At 38.8% G+C, this 16,982-nt stretch carries 14 protein-coding genes; 9 read left to right on the top strand and 5 right to left on the bottom strand.

The window, feature by feature from the left end:
• Positions 1-42 precede the first annotated feature (42 nt).
• Both RV13_RS02485 and RV13_RS02480 read right to left on the bottom strand, forming a co-directional pair.
• Positions 43-822 (bottom strand): hypothetical protein, encoded by a 780-nt coding sequence (locus tag RV13_RS02485; RefSeq protein WP_010743734.1) that lies wholly within the window; start codon positions 820-822, stop codon positions 43-45.
• A 17-nt stretch (positions 823-839) separates the two neighbouring features.
• Positions 840-1,550, bottom strand: coding sequence for an ABC transporter ATP-binding protein (locus tag RV13_RS02480; RefSeq protein WP_010743733.1), 711 nt, complete (start codon positions 1,548-1,550; stop codon positions 840-842).
• Positions 1,551-1,804: 254 nt separating this feature from the next.
• Between RV13_RS02480 and RV13_RS02475 the strand changes: the two genes are divergently transcribed.
• Positions 1,805-2,143 carry a hypothetical protein gene (locus RV13_RS02475; RefSeq protein WP_141741227.1) on the top strand — a complete coding sequence of 113 codons (339 nt, stop codon included), beginning with the start codon at positions 1,805-1,807 and terminating at the stop codon, positions 2,141-2,143.
• Between the two features lie 578 nt (positions 2,144-2,721).
• Here the strand turns inward: RV13_RS02475 and RV13_RS20965 are convergent.
• Positions 2,722-2,871, bottom strand: coding sequence for a hypothetical protein (locus RV13_RS20965; protein ID WP_010743730.1), 150 nt, complete (start codon positions 2,869-2,871; stop codon positions 2,722-2,724).
• A gap of 265 nt (positions 2,872-3,136) precedes the next feature.
• On the opposite strand from RV13_RS20965, the gene RV13_RS02465 reads away from it, so the two are divergent.
• The 5 genes from RV13_RS02465 (at position 3,137) to RV13_RS02445 (ending at position 9,180) form a co-directional block, all read left to right on the top strand.
• Positions 3,137-4,816, top strand: coding sequence for a metallophosphoesterase family protein (locus RV13_RS02465; RefSeq protein ID WP_010743729.1), 1,680 nt, complete (start codon positions 3,137-3,139; stop codon positions 4,814-4,816).
• Positions 4,817-5,044: 228 nt separating this feature from the next.
• Positions 5,045-5,578 (top strand): PadR family transcriptional regulator, encoded by a 534-nt coding sequence (locus RV13_RS02460; protein WP_010743728.1) that lies wholly within the window; start codon positions 5,045-5,047, stop codon positions 5,576-5,578.
• Positions 5,579-5,632: 54 nt separating this feature from the next.
• Positions 5,633-7,168 (top strand): MFS transporter, encoded by a 1,536-nt coding sequence (locus tag RV13_RS02455; protein WP_060789280.1) that lies wholly within the window; start codon positions 5,633-5,635, stop codon positions 7,166-7,168.
• 120 nt (positions 7,169-7,288) lie between these two features.
• Positions 7,289-7,735 (top strand): GNAT family N-acetyltransferase, encoded by a 447-nt coding sequence (locus tag RV13_RS02450; protein ID WP_010743726.1) that lies wholly within the window; start codon positions 7,289-7,291, stop codon positions 7,733-7,735.
• 152 nt (positions 7,736-7,887) lie between these two features.
• Positions 7,888-9,180 carry an MATE family efflux transporter gene (locus tag RV13_RS02445; protein WP_010743725.1) on the top strand — a complete coding sequence of 431 codons (1,293 nt, stop codon included), beginning with the start codon at positions 7,888-7,890 and terminating at the stop codon, positions 9,178-9,180.
• 58 nt (positions 9,181-9,238) lie between these two features.
• Here the strand turns inward: RV13_RS02445 and RV13_RS02440 are convergent, their stop codons facing one another.
• Both RV13_RS02440 and RV13_RS02435 read right to left on the bottom strand, forming a co-directional pair.
• Complete coding sequence (locus tag RV13_RS02440) at positions 9,239-10,561, bottom strand: 2-hydroxycarboxylate transporter family protein (protein ID WP_010743724.1); 1,323 nt, start codon at positions 10,559-10,561, stop codon at positions 9,239-9,241.
• A 139-nt stretch (positions 10,562-10,700) separates the two neighbouring features.
• Positions 10,701-12,332, bottom strand: coding sequence for a malolactic enzyme (locus RV13_RS02435; protein ID WP_010743723.1), 1,632 nt, complete (start codon positions 12,330-12,332; stop codon positions 10,701-10,703).
• A gap of 589 nt (positions 12,333-12,921) precedes the next feature.
• Between RV13_RS02435 and RV13_RS02430 the strand changes: the two genes are divergently transcribed.
• The 3 genes from RV13_RS02430 to RV13_RS02420 are packed head-to-tail and all read left to right on the top strand — an operon-like array spanning position 12,922 to position 16,927.
• Positions 12,922-14,946 carry an LPXTG cell wall anchor domain-containing protein gene (locus tag RV13_RS02430; RefSeq protein ID WP_060789281.1) on the top strand — a complete coding sequence of 675 codons (2,025 nt, stop codon included), beginning with the start codon at positions 12,922-12,924 and terminating at the stop codon, positions 14,944-14,946.
• 14 nt (positions 14,947-14,960) lie between these two features.
• A complete protein-coding gene (locus RV13_RS02425) occupies positions 14,961-16,694 on the top strand; it encodes a hypothetical protein (protein WP_010743721.1) in 1,734 nt (577 codons plus the stop codon).
• Positions 16,688-16,927, top strand: coding sequence for a hypothetical protein (locus RV13_RS02420; RefSeq protein ID WP_010743720.1), 240 nt, complete (start codon positions 16,688-16,690; stop codon positions 16,925-16,927). Before RV13_RS02425 ends, RV13_RS02420 begins: the two co-directional genes overlap by 7 nt.
• Positions 16,928-16,982 lie beyond the last annotated feature (55 nt).

Raw genomic sequence — 16,982 nt, 5'->3', positions numbered from 1 at the left:
CCCGTTACAAAATAGTTCCTTCTATTATACCTTTCTAATCGGCTATTTTATATCTACTCTTTTAAAAAGTAGGGAAGTCAAAAGTAAAAGACAAATAATAAGTGCGATAGACAGAAGGAATGTAGGGAACACATTCTCCACTTTCCCCGCAATCAGGTTGTTGCTTATAGATAAAGCAGAATATTTCAAAAGCTCAAGTGCATTCGTATTGATCAAATAATTTACAGCAAATAAGCTGACTAGTGAAAAGATAAATGCAATGAAAGGGGACAAAAACAACCCTATCAGCAGCGTAACTGCCATAAACAAAGCAAGATGTAGAAAAATGAATCCAATCGTGGCGATCACCGTTGGCAAATCAATCATGGAGGAAGAAAAATGCCCATTTCCAACATCAGAGTTTGCTATAAAAAGATAGTACCCGCCACCAGCTGTGAGAGTAAACAAAGCAAATGCACCAAAAGTAGTTGTTAGCAGCGCCAAAAATTTTGCAAAAACAATTGGACCTCGTTTTCCGATACGTAATAGCGTCATTTTTATTTGACCGCTGGAGATTTCTCCTGAAAACTGAAAGGCGGTTATTAAGATCAATAGGATTCCCCAAACACCTAAGGCACTAAAGAAGAGCCATAGGGTGGTAATAAAATCTAAGCAAGCAAATTTTCCATCAGCGGATAAGGCATCCCCAGTAAAAGTCAGCCCTCCAGTTGAAATACCAAAAGCCATGATACCAACCAAAATTGACGGAATTAACAGGATCAAACTATTTTTTCTTTTCAATGTTTTAATCATTTCCATTTTGTATATTGTCCAAATCTCCATAATTACTCGCTCCTTTTTTATCTCATTAACTCGATTAACTGTGCTTGTTGGTTGTCAAAATGTTCATTGTGTTCAGAGTAACTAATTACACCATTGCTCAATACCAAGATATTATCCGTCAATTCGCAGACTTCCTGCATCTGATGGCTGGAAAAGAGGATCGCCGTTCCTCGCTCCTGACAAAGCTTTTTCAGCAGTTCCTTCACTTCTTCGACACCAATAGGATCAAGGCCGACAAAAGGTTCGTCCAAAATCAACAGGTCCGGTTTTGTGATTAATGAGAGGGCTAAGGCCAACCGTTGTTTCATTCCAAAGGAAAAGTTTTTGACTTTTTTCTTCGCCGCATTACTGAGTTCTACAAATTCCAAGCTTTCTTGAATCAATTGTTTACGTTCTTTTCGTGAAAGGGATTGAATTAACCGAAGGGAAAGTAGTAAGTTATCGTAGGCAGTCAAATCTTCGTAAAACTGTACATCGACAAGTGAACCAATCTTCATTTTTGTCTCGGTATCCGTGGTATTTAAGTCTTTTCCATTAAAAGTCATTTTTCCATGATAATTTGTGGTAAGACCCAATACACATTTCATTAAAGTGGTTTTTCCTGCACCATTGCGCCCCAGTAATCCTGTGATTTTTCCAGGAAGTAGCTGGAGCTCTATCCCTTTTAAAATCTCGTTTGATCCATAACTCTTCCGCAGATCTTTGATCTCTAAAATCGTTGTTGCCATGTTTTATCCCTCCATTACTTGATAAAAGAAGTATAAAGAGACAAGCTTGCATAGAACCAAACTTAACCTTAAAGTAACCTTACAAATGACAAGTAACGGAAAAACAAAATTCGAAAAATGAAATAAGCGAAATTTATTATTTGTAGTCTTATTTTGGTATAATTAAGGTGATTCATGAGTATGGTTTTACAGGTTCTTAAAATAGTTGGTTGAGATAAAGCGTGAAGGACGAGTATCGTGGGGTGGGAGAAACGATGGAGATATTTTTGATTTTTAGTTTAATAGCTGCAATCGTCATAATCGTTCTGTTTATTAAGCAATCAAAAAAAACAGAGGCGGACGTTGTCACCTATGATTTGATTGTTTCGATAAAGGTAGCGCCCGCGCCTAATATCCTTCAACATCCGAAAATAAAACAAGCAGCAGCTTGGGAAGTATATGGTGAGGGTGTTTTTAAGGGGAAATCCGTTATCACTAAAGAGGAAATGCAGTCGTTGCTGATAAAAGAATTATGTTTATCAAAAGAGGATGTCCTTGTGGTAAATATGAGAGAGGGCAATAAAAAAGAAGTACCTATTAAAGAGGAAGACTAAGACAGTCTTCCTCTTTTTAGTAAACGAAAGATTATTGGACACACAGCCAGGAGCCTATAGCAATGAAAGAAAGAGAAAGGATATATAGGACAACACTTGTACACAAGACGATAATCTTTCCGTTTTCACTCAGTAATGTATCTTTATAAAAGAATAGAAATAGCTCGTATTTACGGAAAAGGAAAACACGGCCAGCGACGATCCCAGAGATAATACCAAATAATAGTAAAAAGACTGAAAAGCTGATGAATGACATTCGCTGTAGAAAAATACAAAAGGACAGTACAGTTAAATATACATATTTTTCCAAGATCATCACCTGATTCCTTTAAGGCTTTTGTTTCTTCTTTTATTATACGAAAGAAAGGTGAAGGAGGGACGTTCCATTTTTTTAAACATTTTAAAAAACTAGGGAAAACGGGTGATTGGGTATGGTTTAGATCAGAGAAATAAGGAACTAATAAAACAAAATGAAAAAGCAACGAACATTTAATTCCTTTCGATGAACTAAACAAAAGAAGCCTTCTCATTTTATTTAAGTATACTAAAGAGGTTTTAATCAACGCGTTGTCTTCTTTTTATGCAGTAAGTTGTTTTTTAAGACATACGTATTTTGCTGTACTTGTTCCGACAATTATTGTATTGACGTAAATTTGTTCAATGATTCCTGTTACTTTTTCTCCATGGCAATCATAGGTGGTGATTTTATTTCCAATAACTAATTCCATCAATTACTCATCCCTCTCTGTGGCTATGCTAACATTGAAAGCTAAAACATTCTCTTCAATAATTTATAAGGAAATGAAATAATTAATAGTGCGTTTTACTTGTTATTATTCATTAGTTGAACCAATGAAGCAGACATTTCCTAAAAAAATTTATTGATTTGATAATTTCAGAAGCTTGGAACAAAGAGAAACGCTATAATAGAGATATTATACAAACTTATATAAATGGAGAAAACTAATTCTCTTTAAATATAGAGGTGCTTTGATGAAATCAAAGGAAAATGAGAAAGAATTGATGGTCAGAAAAGGTATGCCATCTTTGCCAACAAAAACAATGTTGCCACCGGCACTGGCCGAACGAATCGAGCGTTATCCGGAAAATAAACGCCGACCTGTGAATAAGACAGTCTTTAAAAATGACTATTTTCAATTAACCTACAATACAAGAAACCATTCGATGGCTATTTCTTCAAAAGGGGATCTTGTTTATTCAGCGATCCCTTATGATACGGCTAGGAACTATATTCAACGAGCGGCGATTCAGTATTTGCTTCATCCAGAAGAAATCCGCCGCTATATCGAACTGCATCAAACAACTGTAGAAAAATATTTGACGTTAAGTATTTTTCAAGTGACCGGCAAGCGAGTGGATGAACAGTCATTTGAAGTAAAGCAGGCCTACAATGCCATTTTACAGAATCCGCTATTGGAAATTCAGATTGCTGGGCGATTAATGCAGCATGATGAAACCGGACCGCTGTCTGCCAATCTAGCAGGAAAATTTCTCTTTAGCGAAAATATCAAAACCGGAATTGCTGGCTATATTTCTGAATACTTGAACTTTGTTGTGCAAGTGGCGAATTCATTGCCTTTAATGATTGACGGGAAAGAAGTACAGTTGCTGGAAAAAGCAGGGCAAGATCAGCAGTTTATCGAGCAAACCTTATCCATTCATTCTGATATTGAATCAGCATTGTCTTTGCTACCAAGCGAAGTGAAGCAAGGAATCGAAAATGCCCTCGTTTCAGCAAACACAGCTGGAGTAATAAACACGCAACCACTTTTACGCTCAGAATATGGCGAAGAATTATCTAGGCTGCGAGAAAATTATATTGCACACAGTGTTCATCCAGATGAGGCGGAAAAATATTTTCAAAATGTCCATTCCACGGAAAATCGTAATCTGATCAATGTGGTTTCTGACATTCATGCCAAAGACGGGAAGCTGCCGTTTCTTAATCGTCACTTCAATATTTTAACGGGGGATGTTTCTGATTCACATGTGAGGGACGAAGAAGTTTCCGGTCTTTATATTATCGGCGGGCATGAGTTAGTGGATGTGCTGCCTGAAACGACGGATCAAACGGATGTACAGTGGGAGAAGTGGCGCCCGTTTTTCAATTATGAATGGTTTAAAGAACTGCTGCAAGACCCAGATGAGGCGTGGTATTTACTACCCACAGGAGAACATCCATTTTATGAAGTGGTCGAGGCTGAGCTGGCTGAACGATTCCCTAAAATGAATGTGTTGAACAATCAAAGTGTTGTTCATGAGGGAATTCGTTATATCGGACTTACGATTCCAGCAGCATTGGTCAAGAGAAAAAAAGCGCAGCAGCACTATATTCTAAATTCTTTAGAGAAATTGTTGGCAGAAGATCCAGAGACTCCGACAGTAATTGTCTCGCACGCGCCGTTATTCAATGAGCTGAGTTTGCTTCCCGAAACCAGCGACGCTTACAATAAAGATTATAGCTGTGAGGAGCCAAAAATAGAGAAATTATTTGAACAATACCCGATTATCGGAGTGATTCATGGACATCATCATATTCCTGCATCATCACGTCGTTTTAAAAAGACTGAGTTTGCTGGGAAACAACTGTTTGTGGTTTGCTCGATTTATTCCAAAGTGAATACTGGATTTGAATTAATGAGTTTACTTTAGGATGAAAAAGAGCACAAATGTCTGTTGCTTAAATAGTTAGATTCAACCTAATTTGAGAAAAGCTTGCCTTCTTAATGAAAAGAAGCGCGAGTTTTTTTGCTGGGGCTAGATTATTTTTAAAGTTTACAAGGAGAGAACTTTTCTGTTGACAATATGTCTAAAAAACCTATAATTAGCACGTTGATATATCTAAAAGACTGAAACAAATTTATCGGTAGGGAGGATTACATGTACGATTTACTACTTTTGGGTTCATTGATTTCAGGGGATAAGACCGGCTATAAACTACAAAAAATCGTGGGCTCTGCTTTACAGCCAATGCGTAAAGTTTCCAGCGGTGTATTGTATCCTTCATTAGAAAGATTAGAAAAGGAGGGCCTTGTCACTTCTACCATCTATGAAGATGGAAGAAAGATGAAAATGTGGCATATTACCACAAAAGGCGTCGATCGTTTTATTGAGCTGATGAAAGAAAAAATCCCTTCTGATGCGAAACGCAACGACATGATTCATTTTAAGCTGCGCTCATTAGATAGTGTGACACGATCGGAACAGCTGAATATTTTAGAGGAGTTTCAATTATTTATTGAAAAGGACTTGGCTTTCTATCAAAAAGCCCAGGCGGATATGGTAGAGTATCAAGCACGTTTTCCAGAAAATGTGGAGCGCTTCCGAGTTCTGGCAGAGGCTTATGAACTAGATATTCAACTCGCTTTGACAAAATTAACGTGGATCAAGAAACAAATTGCTGATCGGAAATAAAGGATGATCGATCAAGCAATGGATATTTATAGCTAGTAGGAGTGTTAACAATTTATGGAAAATTCTTCAAAAAAATGGTTTTCATTAGTCGCGATGTCTTTGGGCGTCTTTATGGGACTTTTGGACGTTACCGTAGTGAATGTGGCGTTACCAACAATGCAAAAGGCCTTCAATGAACCTTTTACCCAATTGCAATGGGTATTAAATGCGTATACCTTAGTTTTTGCGGTTACTTTATTAATTGTATCTAAAATGGGGGATATGTACGGGCGAAAGAAAGTCTTTTTAGCTAGTTTAATTTTATTTGTGATTGCTTCTGTAGTGAATGGTTTTGCACCATCATTACTCATTTTAGATATTGGTCGCGGTGTGCAAGCAGTCGGTGGCGCTGGGATGATGTCCTTATCTATGGCTCTGGTTGCTTCTAACTTTGATGGCAAGCAGCGGGGGCTAGCTTTAGGAATACTAGGTTCAGTTATTGGTTTATCCTCTGCCTCGGGTCCCTTAGTGGGAGGATTGCTAGTGGACGCGTTTGGCTGGGAATCGATCTTCTTTATTAATCTGCCCATCGGAGTTATTGCGGTTTTAATGACGATTCGTTATGTTAATGAGACGCCGAGTTATGGAAGAGACCAGAAAATCGATTTCATCGGAATGTTTTTGTCCGCGGCAGCGCTATTCAGTGGGATATATGGACTGATTCAAAAAGAAACTCATATCAGCTGGGCGTGGACAAATCCTAAAGTAGGTGGTTGGCTGCTTTTGGCCGTTATTCTTTTAGCGCTATTCATTTTTGCTGAATCAAAAGTTGAAAATCCGATGATGAACTTGAAGATGTTCAAGAATATCAATTTCATTGGCTCTGTTTTAGTCGCTTTTGCCTTAGGTTCAGGAATTTATGCTTTTAATACGTATCTGACTGTGCTTATGCAAAATTATATCGGCTGGTCCGCCTTTGATACAGGAATTCGCCAATTAGCATTGTCTGTTTGGTCATTAATTTTAGGCCCAGTCGTTGGAATTCTTGGAAATAAATTCTCGAAGAAGTGGATGATCGTGGCAGGACTATTAGTCAGTGGTGCTGGATTTCTCTTTTTGATTGGTCAATTGTCACCAACAATGGGCTATGCCCAATTGTGGCCAACCCTTGTGATGATCGGGATCGCAAATGGAATTGTTAATCCGGTGTTGAATTCTGCTGGATTAGAAGGGGTGGCTCCTGAAGAGATGGGAATGGCATCAGGTCTGCTGAATGTCTTCCGTCAATTCGGAACCAGTTTTGGGGTAGTGATTTTGGGATTAGTCGAAGCCAATCGCTATGCGGCTGTTGTGAATCAACATGCGACAGCCATGCATTTGCCTGAAAAACTAACCAACGCCCTAATCAAAGCAGGGCCATTTTCTGGTCATGAACTTGCTTTTTCTGATGCGTTAAGTAAGGTGCCGTTTGCTCATGAATTGCAAAAGGTTGTAGTCAATGCTTATGACAAAGGATTGATCCAAATTTGTTATGTTGCTGGAACGATTGTTTTGATCGGTGCAGTTGGTGCGGCTATTTTTATGCGAGAGCGTAAAGAAGTTATTGAGTAAAAATTTCATTGTGGTCTTAAACAGCTTTCGATTTTATCGGAGGCTGTTTTTTGACGTTCTTACTTTTTTTTTGCTATTGTGTTTTATAAGATTAACTATCTATGAAGGAGGGAACAGAGGTTGAATCTAATAATCAAAGACATAGATGAGACAAATTGGCAAGCAGTTGTGGCGCTCTCTGTAGCGAAAAATCAGGAAGAGTTTATCGAAAGTAATGGGCAATCCTTGCTAGAGGCCGCGTACGATGTTTCGCTAAATTGGCGACCATTGGCGCTATATGATGAGAACCAACTTGTTGGCTTTTCCATGATTGGTGCCAGAAACGGTGAAAGCATGTGGCTGGATCGATTGATGATCGATGTGCGCTTTCAGGGAAATGGCTATGGTGGTCGTTTTATACCGTTACTGATTGATTATATGAAGGCACATTATTTGATTAAGCGGATTTATTTAAGTGTCCATGAGGAAAATAAAAAAATAATTCCTTATTATCAACGTTTCGACTTTATTGACAGTCATCAATATGATCCTGAAAATGGGGAACGCATCATGTATTTGGAGGTTTAATAAATATATGATTGCCTTTTCAGTGATTCGTTGCTAAAATGAATGGAAAATATGAAGAACTTTTAGCAAAATCGCCGGGTTTTGTTTTGAGTAGCAGTCTACCCATTAGGCCAATGGAGGGTAGGATGCTATTTTTTTGTGGAGGGAATCAAATGAATGAGATCAAAGGGTACGTTACACGCAGTGTGTTAAGCACGTTGGGCTTGTCGTTGTATATTTTAGCGGATACTTTTTTTATCGCAAATGGAGTAGGGGTGCTGGGATTAGCTGCCTTGAATATCGCTATGCCTTTGTTTAATCTGCTGACTGGGCTTGGACTGCTGTTGGGGATGGGCGGAGCGACACTTTTTGCGTTAAAGGGTGGAAAAGGGAACTATTTTTCTCAACTGTTAATTGTCGGTGGGATCATTGGACTGATTTTTACGCTACTGGGTCTCTTTTCTAGCCGATTCTTGGCGCTATTACTAGGTGCTAGCGGAGCAACGGTAGATTTGACGACGATGTATATGCGCTTCATTTTGGTGATGGCACCATTTTTTATCATCAATAATCTGTGTTTGGCATTTATTCGAAATGATCAAAATCCGCAACTGGCTATGAAGGCCATGATTTGCTCCAGTATTTTTAACATGATTTTTGATTACATTTTCGTTTTTCCACTGAATATGGGCATGGCTGGAGCCGCGTTGGCAACTGTATTATCACCAGTGCTCAGTTTGGCTATCTTAAGCACCCATCGACATTTTCCAAAACGGCGAATTTCGCTGAGCTGGGTGAAGCCTCAACTCATAACAATCATCAAGAGTATTCAACTAGGGGTTTCTTCCTTTCTTGCAGAAATGAGTACAGGAGTTAGTATTTTGGTTTTTAATCAAGTACTGACTGGCTTAGGAGGAGATATCGCCATTGCTGCTTACGGCGTATTAGCGAATATTCTCGTTGTAGCTCTGTCCTTATTCACTGGCGTTGCACAGGGAATTCAACCCTTGATAAGCCGCGCCGTAAGCAAAAAAGAGCCACAGACTGTTCAAAATACATTGAATTTTGGCTTAAGAACCAGCTTTGTGATGGCAGTAGGACTCTATCTGATTCTGTTTTTCCTTAAGTATCCAATCATCTCTGCCTTTAACCGTGAGAATGATCCGATGCTGATTCAGTTAGCAGCGTACGGCATTCCAATTTTCTTCTTGTCTTTATTTGGCTCGTCATTAAATTTAGTATTCAGTATTTTCTTTTCTGCAATTGGTCATGCTAAACAAGCCTTTGCACTGGCGTTGTTTCGTGGATACTTTTTCTTAGTACCATTGGTAATTGTACTCGCAGGAATTTTGGGGCTGACGGGTGCTTGGGTCAGCCTGCCAATCACTGAAGGACTGACGTTGCTATTTTCCTTTTACTTTTTACAGAAGTATCGAAAAACAAATATTAGCCCTACAAGAATGTAAACAAAAAATCAGCGATAACCATATAAGGTTATCGCTGATTTTTTTGTGGAGAGTGTGTTTATGAGAACAGTTGCATTAAGAATCCTGAGATAATCAATACAAGAGCCCCACCTAAACGGTTACCCATTTGAGCAAAGGCGATTAATTCCATTCTGTTCGCAGCAGATAATACGGCTACGTTTCCTGTTCCGCCCATCGAGTTGTTACATAATCCAGCGGTAATTGTTGATTCGATTGGGTAGAGTCCAAACAAACGACCTACAAATCCAGAAACAAGTGAAATAACAACCACACTCGTTAAACATAAAACAACAAATTGCCAGGTTAAAGCAGAGGCCAAAACATTTAAGTTCAGCAAAGCAATACCGATACCGGCAAGAACCGCGGCAGTAAGATTTTTAACAATTAAGTTGTTGAACATGATGGCTGCATCTTCATAATATTCAGGTAGGATATTCGTAATTTTACAAATTACGACAATGATGATCATGAAGGCATAAGCATGAATTTTTGGAACAAAGAAGTTACAAATTTGACCTAAGATGAAGAAGGATAGCGCAACCATCAAGCCAACACCAAGCTGAGCAATGTCGGGTTTTACTTCCCGAGGTTTGCCATCGCCAAGGTCGCCTTTTTCCATCAATTTACCATTACCATTTAATTTAGGCAGCGATTGACCCGCACGTGAAACTAAAGCGGCACCGATAATTGCTAAAACATTCGTCATCGCTGTTGCAGGAATTAAACGAGAAATAATGGATGAAGCATCCGTTCCTAGAACATGCGCATAAATTGTTGATAATGGGACGGCACCAGCACCGACACCACCAGCCATAGCGGGTAATGAGATGTATAATACAGAATTAGCAAAACCATTACCGATCAGCATGCCGACGATTCCTACGGCGAAGAAAGAAACAACCATTGAAATAAGAGCGACAGGAATAAAACGAACAGAGGCTTTCATCAATAATTTACGGTTCATCCCAAGGATACTACCTGTAATCAAAGCGGCAATGTAAAAATCCAAGAAGCCCATATTGGTTACAAAGTTTTCAGTCGATTTAACAACAGCATCAGGTAAGATACCAAAGGTTGCAATCGCTGCAGAGGCGAAGATCGCAAAAACAGATCCACCACCTAAGTAACTCTTGACGATAGGAATTTTGTTCCCAATAAAATGAAATAAGTTCCCAAAAATAACTAAGATAGCGATTGGTCCAATCATATTCGTTGGTAATTTGCCTAAGGCCATGGCTACGATCAAAACAACGACCATGATCAAGTAAATAGGCAGGCTAACACCGGAAATTTTTGTTGACCAGAAGCCGGTCTTTTTTTCTTCAACTGGCATTGCAGTTGATGTTTCTTTTTGTGCCATTATTAAAAGATCCTTTCTTTAGTAAAGCGATGTTTAATCCCATAAAAAACGGGAGTAGCATTTTATCTACTCCCGTATTCAGAGAGTGTTTCTATTTATCTAATAAACTAAGCAATGAGAGAGGGATGAATGGTTTAGATTAATCTTGGTATTCAGGGACCCATTTAGCAGCTTCGACAGCGGCTTTGACGTCAGTGATTTCCTCACGATTTAGTTGTTGATCAACAACAGATTTTGCGACTGTTTCAGCAATGATTTGTGAGAATTCAGTAATTTTTGCTACTGGAGGCAAGATAGATGCACCTGGTTTTGTCACATCAACGATACCGCCTAATGCACGACTTGCTTGAGAAATAATTTCATCATTTACGCGAGTAGAAGTTGAAGCGATTAAGCCTAAACCTAGGCCAGGGTACATTAAAGCATTGTTTGCTTGACCAATTTGATAAGTAACCCCATTGTATTCAACATCATCAGCAGGAATCCCAGTTCCGATTAATGCTTTACCATCTGTCCATTCGATCAAATCTTTTGCTGTCGCTTCAGCTAATTTTGTTGGATTTGATAAAGGCATAATGATTGGACGAGCAGTGTGGGCAGCCATATCTTTAATGATTGCTTCACTGAAAGCTCCAGGTTGCGTAGATGTACCGATCATAATTGTCGGATGGATTTCTTTTACCACGGCTTCTAAGTTTGTTAATGCTTCGCTGTTTGTAAATTCAGCACGTTTTCTAGCAAATGGGATTTGACCAGGTGTCAAGCCTTCAGTATCTTCAAACAATAGTCCTTGTTTGTCGACTTGGTAGAAGTGTTTGCGTGCTTCTTCTTCCGGTGTTCCTTGACGAACCATTTCTTTTAATAAAATATTTGCGATGCCAACTCCTGCGGTACCAGCACCAAAGGTTAAGATTGTTTGGTCTTTCAATGCTTCGCCAGAAATATTCAATCCGCCTAGAACACCAGCAAGTACGACAATCCCAGTCCCTTGAATGTCATCGTTAAAAGTGGTGATCTTGTCTTGATATTTTTCTAAAATGTTAGCGGCATTGCCCCGACCAAAGTCTTCCCAGTGTAATAGCAGTTCAGGGAAAAGATCTGTTGCAGCTTCAACAAATTGATCAATAAAGTCATAGTAAGTATCGCCTTCAACCCGTGCATGACGATTCCCTAAATAAAGTGGATTATTCAATAATGTTTCATTGTTTGTTCCAGCGTCAATAGAAACAGGTAATACTTGTGCAGGATTGATACCAGCTGCAGCAGTATAGACCATCAATTTACCAATCGCGATATCTACACCGTTAACACCCCAGTCTCCCATTCCTAGAATGCCTTCTGCATCAGTCACAACGATCAAGCGAATGTCGCGACCGTCTGCAGCGTTTTTTAGGCTGTCTTTGATGCTTTCTGGATCATTGATTGATAAGAAAGCAGCGTCTTGTGGTTCAACGAAGATTTCGTTGTATTGTTCGATGGAATCCGCAACCACTGGATCGTAAACGATTGGCATGAATTCAACTAAATGTTGCCCCATTAATTTGTAGAACAATGTACGGTTTGTGTTGAAGATGTTCATTAAGAAAATACGTTTTTCTAAGTCAGATGGTTTGCTTAGGTATTGTCCATAAGCTTGAACAGATTGTTGTTCAAGTGTTTGAACAGTGCTAGGAAGCATCCCTGTGATACCATATTTTGTCCGTTCTTCTTTTGTAAAAGCAGTCCCTTTGTTTAAAAAGGGATTATTCAATAGGTTTAAACCTTTAAGCATAAATAAATCCTCCTATAAATTTGATTGCTAGCGCAGTATAAAAGGAGAGGAAGTTTATAGTCAAAATATTGGGTAACAATAAATATTGTTTATATGAGAGGTTTTGATTATCTTGTTAATTAATGTATGGAAACGAAAAGATTTGTTCGCTTATCCTGAATTTGAAAAAAATAAAATGAGTCGTCATTTTTTTCTTTTATGAAGAAATTTAAGAAATATCCCGTTTCTATGGGATTTTTTTCTTTATATTTAATGTAAATCGGATTTAAAATAACTAATATAGAAATCTATATTTTTCTATATCTTTTATTAGAAATAAATAATCTATTAATAAACTATTATATTTTTGCTAAATAATCTTTTGGAAGATTTAATTCTAAACAATAGAATAGCATAACGCAGATATGCAAAAAAATATAATAAGGGTCTCCTAAAAATTGTTGACAGAAGGGATAAATGTGTTATTTGTTGCAAAGCATTTTTCTAGGTTGATTTTTAATTTGTTGTTAGATTTCACTTAACTTAAGTAGGCTCTTTTTGCTGGCGCCAGCAAAGAAATCAATTCATCAAATTTTTAGGGGGATTTACGATGAGAAAGGATTATCGAAAACTGATGGATCAAAAAGCTCGTGCGAGGCGACGATCCAAAAAATATGTCTATGTAGGAACTTCTGTTGCAGCGGGTGTTTTATTAAGTTTAGCACCTGTTTCTGTAGTAACTCCGTTTTTTTCAATCGAGTCAACTAAGACCTATGCAGCGCTTATAGATGGTCAATTGTTTAGCAACTTAACCTCTTCTAATTCAAGTGGAACAAGCATTGCGAACCCTTTTCCAATTGAGAATGCTAGTAGAAATGTAGATTTTACTATCTCGGCAGACAGTGGTATTGATCTAAGTCTTATTCCTGGGAATAGACGTGCTGTATTGGCCGTCCCTGAAGGGTTAAGAGGCCACGTAACACCAAATGGTACGGGAACGTTTTCAACAAATATATTACTTCCAGAAAATGGCTTGGATCCATTATTTTCAATTGTCAATGGTGCGACAACCACTCTGATCAATTCAATTAATGCATTGATCAATTCAAATCCATTGCTTAATATCAACTTGGATGACGTATATGCTCAGCTAAATCAACTACAAAGTTTGAGTAGCCTGACAGCGGCAGATGTCGCTTTGCAATTACAAGCGCAAGGAGATCAGTACATTTATGCTGATTTAGATGGTGTATTAGAAACAATCATTAGACAAAATTTAACTGAGATTTTAACAGATTTGAACAATGCAGTTCAGGCATTAACGATAACTGGAACAGGCGCAACACTTTTGAATCAGACATTAAACCTAACGATCAAACCAGTTTTTAACGCGACATTTGAGACTGCAGAAGCACTGGTAAATGTTGGGTCAACATTACTAGGCGATCTCGTGGATGCTAGCGTTTTAGGACAAACAACAATCATACTTCCTACAACCATTACAGATCCTGTTTATCAAGATTTAATCAATCAAGGAATAGATATGAGTAATCCTTATGAAGCTGGCTTCTTGGCTACTATTGTCAAGTCGAATGTACTTTCTATTAATATCGCATCTGGAAATAATGGCTACACGCCAATCTATTATAGAGCCGCGACTGTAACTGCTCCCTATGATGTCGCAGTTACAGGAAGTTCATCAACTGGTTATGAAGTTACTGGTTACGCAGATCCGAATACTACAGTTAGAATTTACAAAGACGATGTATTAATAGCTGAAGGTCAAACAGATGGCACAGGTAGATTTACGATTCCAGTTTCTGCAGACGATGTTGATGCGTTAGATGAAATCGAATTAATTGCTTACGATCAAAACAATATTCCTAGTCTTCCAACGCCAGCGATCATTCCGGATGATGATGAAACTGATGCCGATGCTGATGCCGACGCCGATGCCGATGCCGACGCTGATGCCGACGCCGATGCCGACACCGATGCTGACGCTGATGCCGACGCCGATGCCGATGCCGATGCTGATGCCGACGCTGACGCCGATGCTGATGCCGACGCTGACGCCGACGCCGATGCCGATGCTGATGCCGACGCCGATGCCGATGCCGATTCTGATGCCGATGCCGATTCTGATGCCGATGCTGACGCCGACGCCGACGCTGATGCCGACGCCGACGCTGATGCCGATTCTGATGCCGATGCCGATGCCGACGCCGATTCTGATGCCGATGCCGATTCTGATGCCGACGCTGACGCCGATGCTGATTCAGACGCCGATTCAGACGCCGATTCTGATGCCGATTCTGATGCCGATGCCGACGCTGACGCCGATTCTGATGCCGATTCAGATGCCGATGCCGACGCTGACGCCGATGCCGACGCGGATCGGGATAGAGCAGTGGCTCTATTAGCAGATAATCTTGGGACACCTCCACGTAGCTCTGGCGGTAGTGGTTATATTTCCAGTGGTGGTGGTACAGGGTCCGGCTATACAAGTAGTGCGAAACAGTACCCTGCAACTGGTGAAGAGCAAAGTGGCGCGTTAACAGCTTTAGGTGCTCTGGCCACCTTTGTTACTGGTTTAGGCATATGGAAATTTAGAAAAAATAAGAAAGAAAACTAATTAATCGACGGTTGATGAAGAAGTATCGCTTCTTCATCAACCAATTATGGGGTGATCGTTTGTCTATTTATACAATTGAGAATCGATTTCAAAGTGTAAGAAATATTCTGGAAAAAAATAAACAAGAAAACGTGGTACCTTTGATTATTGTAAGCTGGGGAGAATTTGATAACCGAGGGCAAGTTAATGAAATATATGGAGAAACTCATGAAAATGTTTGGAGTGATTTTTTAGCTTATTATAATGAAAAGAAGCTCGATCAAAAAAGCTATTTCAGAGTTGATATACTGACTAAGGAAAAGCTTGTAAGTTTTGAAGAGTTGAAAGAAGTGATAGGTCGTATTAAAAGAAATAACTACGGGGATTTCAATTTTCGAGTCGTAGGAAAAAAACAGCGTAGTTTTTTAAAGGAGGAATTAACTGGAAATGCTATTTTAAAACCAAGCAAAAAACACAGAGTGGGACGAAATCTTCCTGAACTATCAATTAATGAACAAAATTATCGCGGCTATGTGAAAAGAAAGTATGGAGAAAGAGACTCTGATTTAAGTTACCTAGAACAAGCGGTTATTTACATATTTGAGACTCAGGCCTTCTATTTTGAGGCCGATCAAGCTTATTCTCTAAAGGATTATGGAAATGGTAATCGTGTTAGAGCAATTACGTATTCAAATTTAGCAGAAATGACTGATTTAGTGATTCATCATGGGACAGATTATTTAAAAAATCAGTTAACCTCCAGCGGCCAATTCATTTATGGTTATTTTCCCTGCTATGATCAGGAAATCAAAGGCTATAATTCGGTCCGTCACTTTTCCTCTTTGTATGCATTATGTGAAGCTGCACAATACTTAAAGGCCGAAAGTGTATATAACGATTTAAGCAAAGGAATTCTTTGGGGAATTCAACAGTTAACGTCAACTATTCATGGCTATACAATGGTAGGGGAGCCCTTAAATACGAGTATCGAATATAAACTAGGCGCTCAAGCAACGGCAATTCTAGCAATTGCAAAATATGCTGAAGTGACAGGAGACACCCAGTTCAATTCATTTTTGAAAAAATTGATTATGTCTGTTGAAGATAAATTTATGACTAAGGACAATCGAACGATTCATGTATTAAATGAAGATCTGTCAATTAAAGAAACTTTCAGAATTGTTTATTATGATGGTGAAATTCTTTTCGCTTTGCTTCGCGCATATGGAATATTTAGAGAAGAGAAGATTTTAAGAACTTGCGAGGTACTAATGAAGCAATTTATTGAAAATGACTATCAAAAATACCACGATCATTGGTTAAGCTACGCCACCAACGAATTTTTAAAATATCAAGAAAAACAGGAGTATTATCGCTTTGGATTAAACAACGCATTAGGAAATATTCGCTTCATTGATAAAAGAGATACTGCTTACCCAACTATGTTGGAGTTGTTGGTGGCTGCTTCAAAGATGGTGGACAAGCTTGCGGTCAGTGAAATGAAACCAATGATTTTTCAAAAGGAGGAAGAGTTTTTAGCGGTAAAGGATCGAATAAACGCTGTGATGAAAAAAAGGGTCCAGCATGAATTATCCACTGGGGTTATGTTTCCAGAGTTTGCTCAGTTTTTCAAAAAACCTAGTAAAATCAGCTATGGTTTTTTTGCAAGGCATGATCGATTTAGGATGAGAATTGATGATGCGGAACATTTTTTGTCGGGATTGATTAATTTTAGGCTTCATGAAATGGAGGAGAAGAAACTATGGTAGGAACAATTCGTTTTATTGCTTTAGCTTTGATCGCTGTTTCCTATCTAATTACACGATTACGAAAAAAAGAGGAACATAAGAAAAAGCCAGCTTCTTTAGACTTTAGTAATTATGAAAAAAATGAAGCAGGACTTTATCCTTGGGAGGTTGATACTGACGACTCTCCTGAACGCATCCCTGAAAACGCGAAGCGATATGTGAATAAAGCGAGGCTTAAGCGTGGAAGGTGGTAAAGAGAAAAGCTTTCGCAGAAAAAGACCTTAGGAACTTACTCCTATGGTCTTTTTG

Origin of the sequence: Enterococcus raffinosus (assembly GCF_001886185.1) — a bacterium.
In the GTDB taxonomy this organism is placed as follows: Bacteria; Bacillota; Bacilli; order Lactobacillales; family Enterococcaceae; genus Enterococcus_A; species Enterococcus_A raffinosus.
This window is presented reverse-complemented; position numbering and strand designations above follow the sequence as displayed.

Excerpts from the sequence above, each read along its gene's own strand:
- RV13_RS02465 (WP_010743729.1), top strand. The coding sequence starts at position 3,137 with ATGAAATCAAAGGAAAATGAGAAAGAATTGATGGTCAGAAAAGGTATG.
- RV13_RS02425 (WP_010743721.1), top strand. The coding sequence starts at position 14,961 with ATGAAGAAGTATCGCTTCTTCATCAACCAATTATGGGGTGATCGTTTG.
- RV13_RS02475 (WP_141741227.1), top strand. The coding sequence starts at position 1,805 with ATGGAGATATTTTTGATTTTTAGTTTAATAGCTGCAATCGTCATAATC.
- RV13_RS02485 (WP_010743734.1), bottom strand. The coding sequence starts at position 822 with ATGGAGATTTGGACAATATACAAAATGGAAATGATTAAAACATTGAAA.
- RV13_RS02445 (WP_010743725.1), top strand. The coding sequence starts at position 7,888 with ATGAATGAGATCAAAGGGTACGTTACACGCAGTGTGTTAAGCACGTTG.
- RV13_RS02435 (WP_010743723.1), bottom strand. The coding sequence starts at position 12,332 with ATGCTTAAAGGTTTAAACCTATTGAATAATCCCTTTTTAAACAAAGGG.
- RV13_RS02420 (WP_010743720.1), top strand. The coding sequence starts at position 16,688 with ATGGTAGGAACAATTCGTTTTATTGCTTTAGCTTTGATCGCTGTTTCC.
- RV13_RS20965 (WP_010743730.1), bottom strand. The coding sequence starts at position 2,871 with ATGGAATTAGTTATTGGAAATAAAATCACCACCTATGATTGCCATGGA.
- RV13_RS02455 (WP_060789280.1), top strand. The coding sequence starts at position 5,633 with ATGGAAAATTCTTCAAAAAAATGGTTTTCATTAGTCGCGATGTCTTTG.
- RV13_RS02430 (WP_060789281.1), top strand. The coding sequence starts at position 12,922 with ATGAGAAAGGATTATCGAAAACTGATGGATCAAAAAGCTCGTGCGAGG.
- RV13_RS02460 (WP_010743728.1), top strand. The coding sequence starts at position 5,045 with ATGTACGATTTACTACTTTTGGGTTCATTGATTTCAGGGGATAAGACC.
- RV13_RS02480 (WP_010743733.1), bottom strand. The coding sequence starts at position 1,550 with ATGGCAACAACGATTTTAGAGATCAAAGATCTGCGGAAGAGTTATGGA.
- RV13_RS02440 (WP_010743724.1), bottom strand. The coding sequence starts at position 10,561 with ATGGCACAAAAAGAAACATCAACTGCAATGCCAGTTGAAGAAAAAAAG.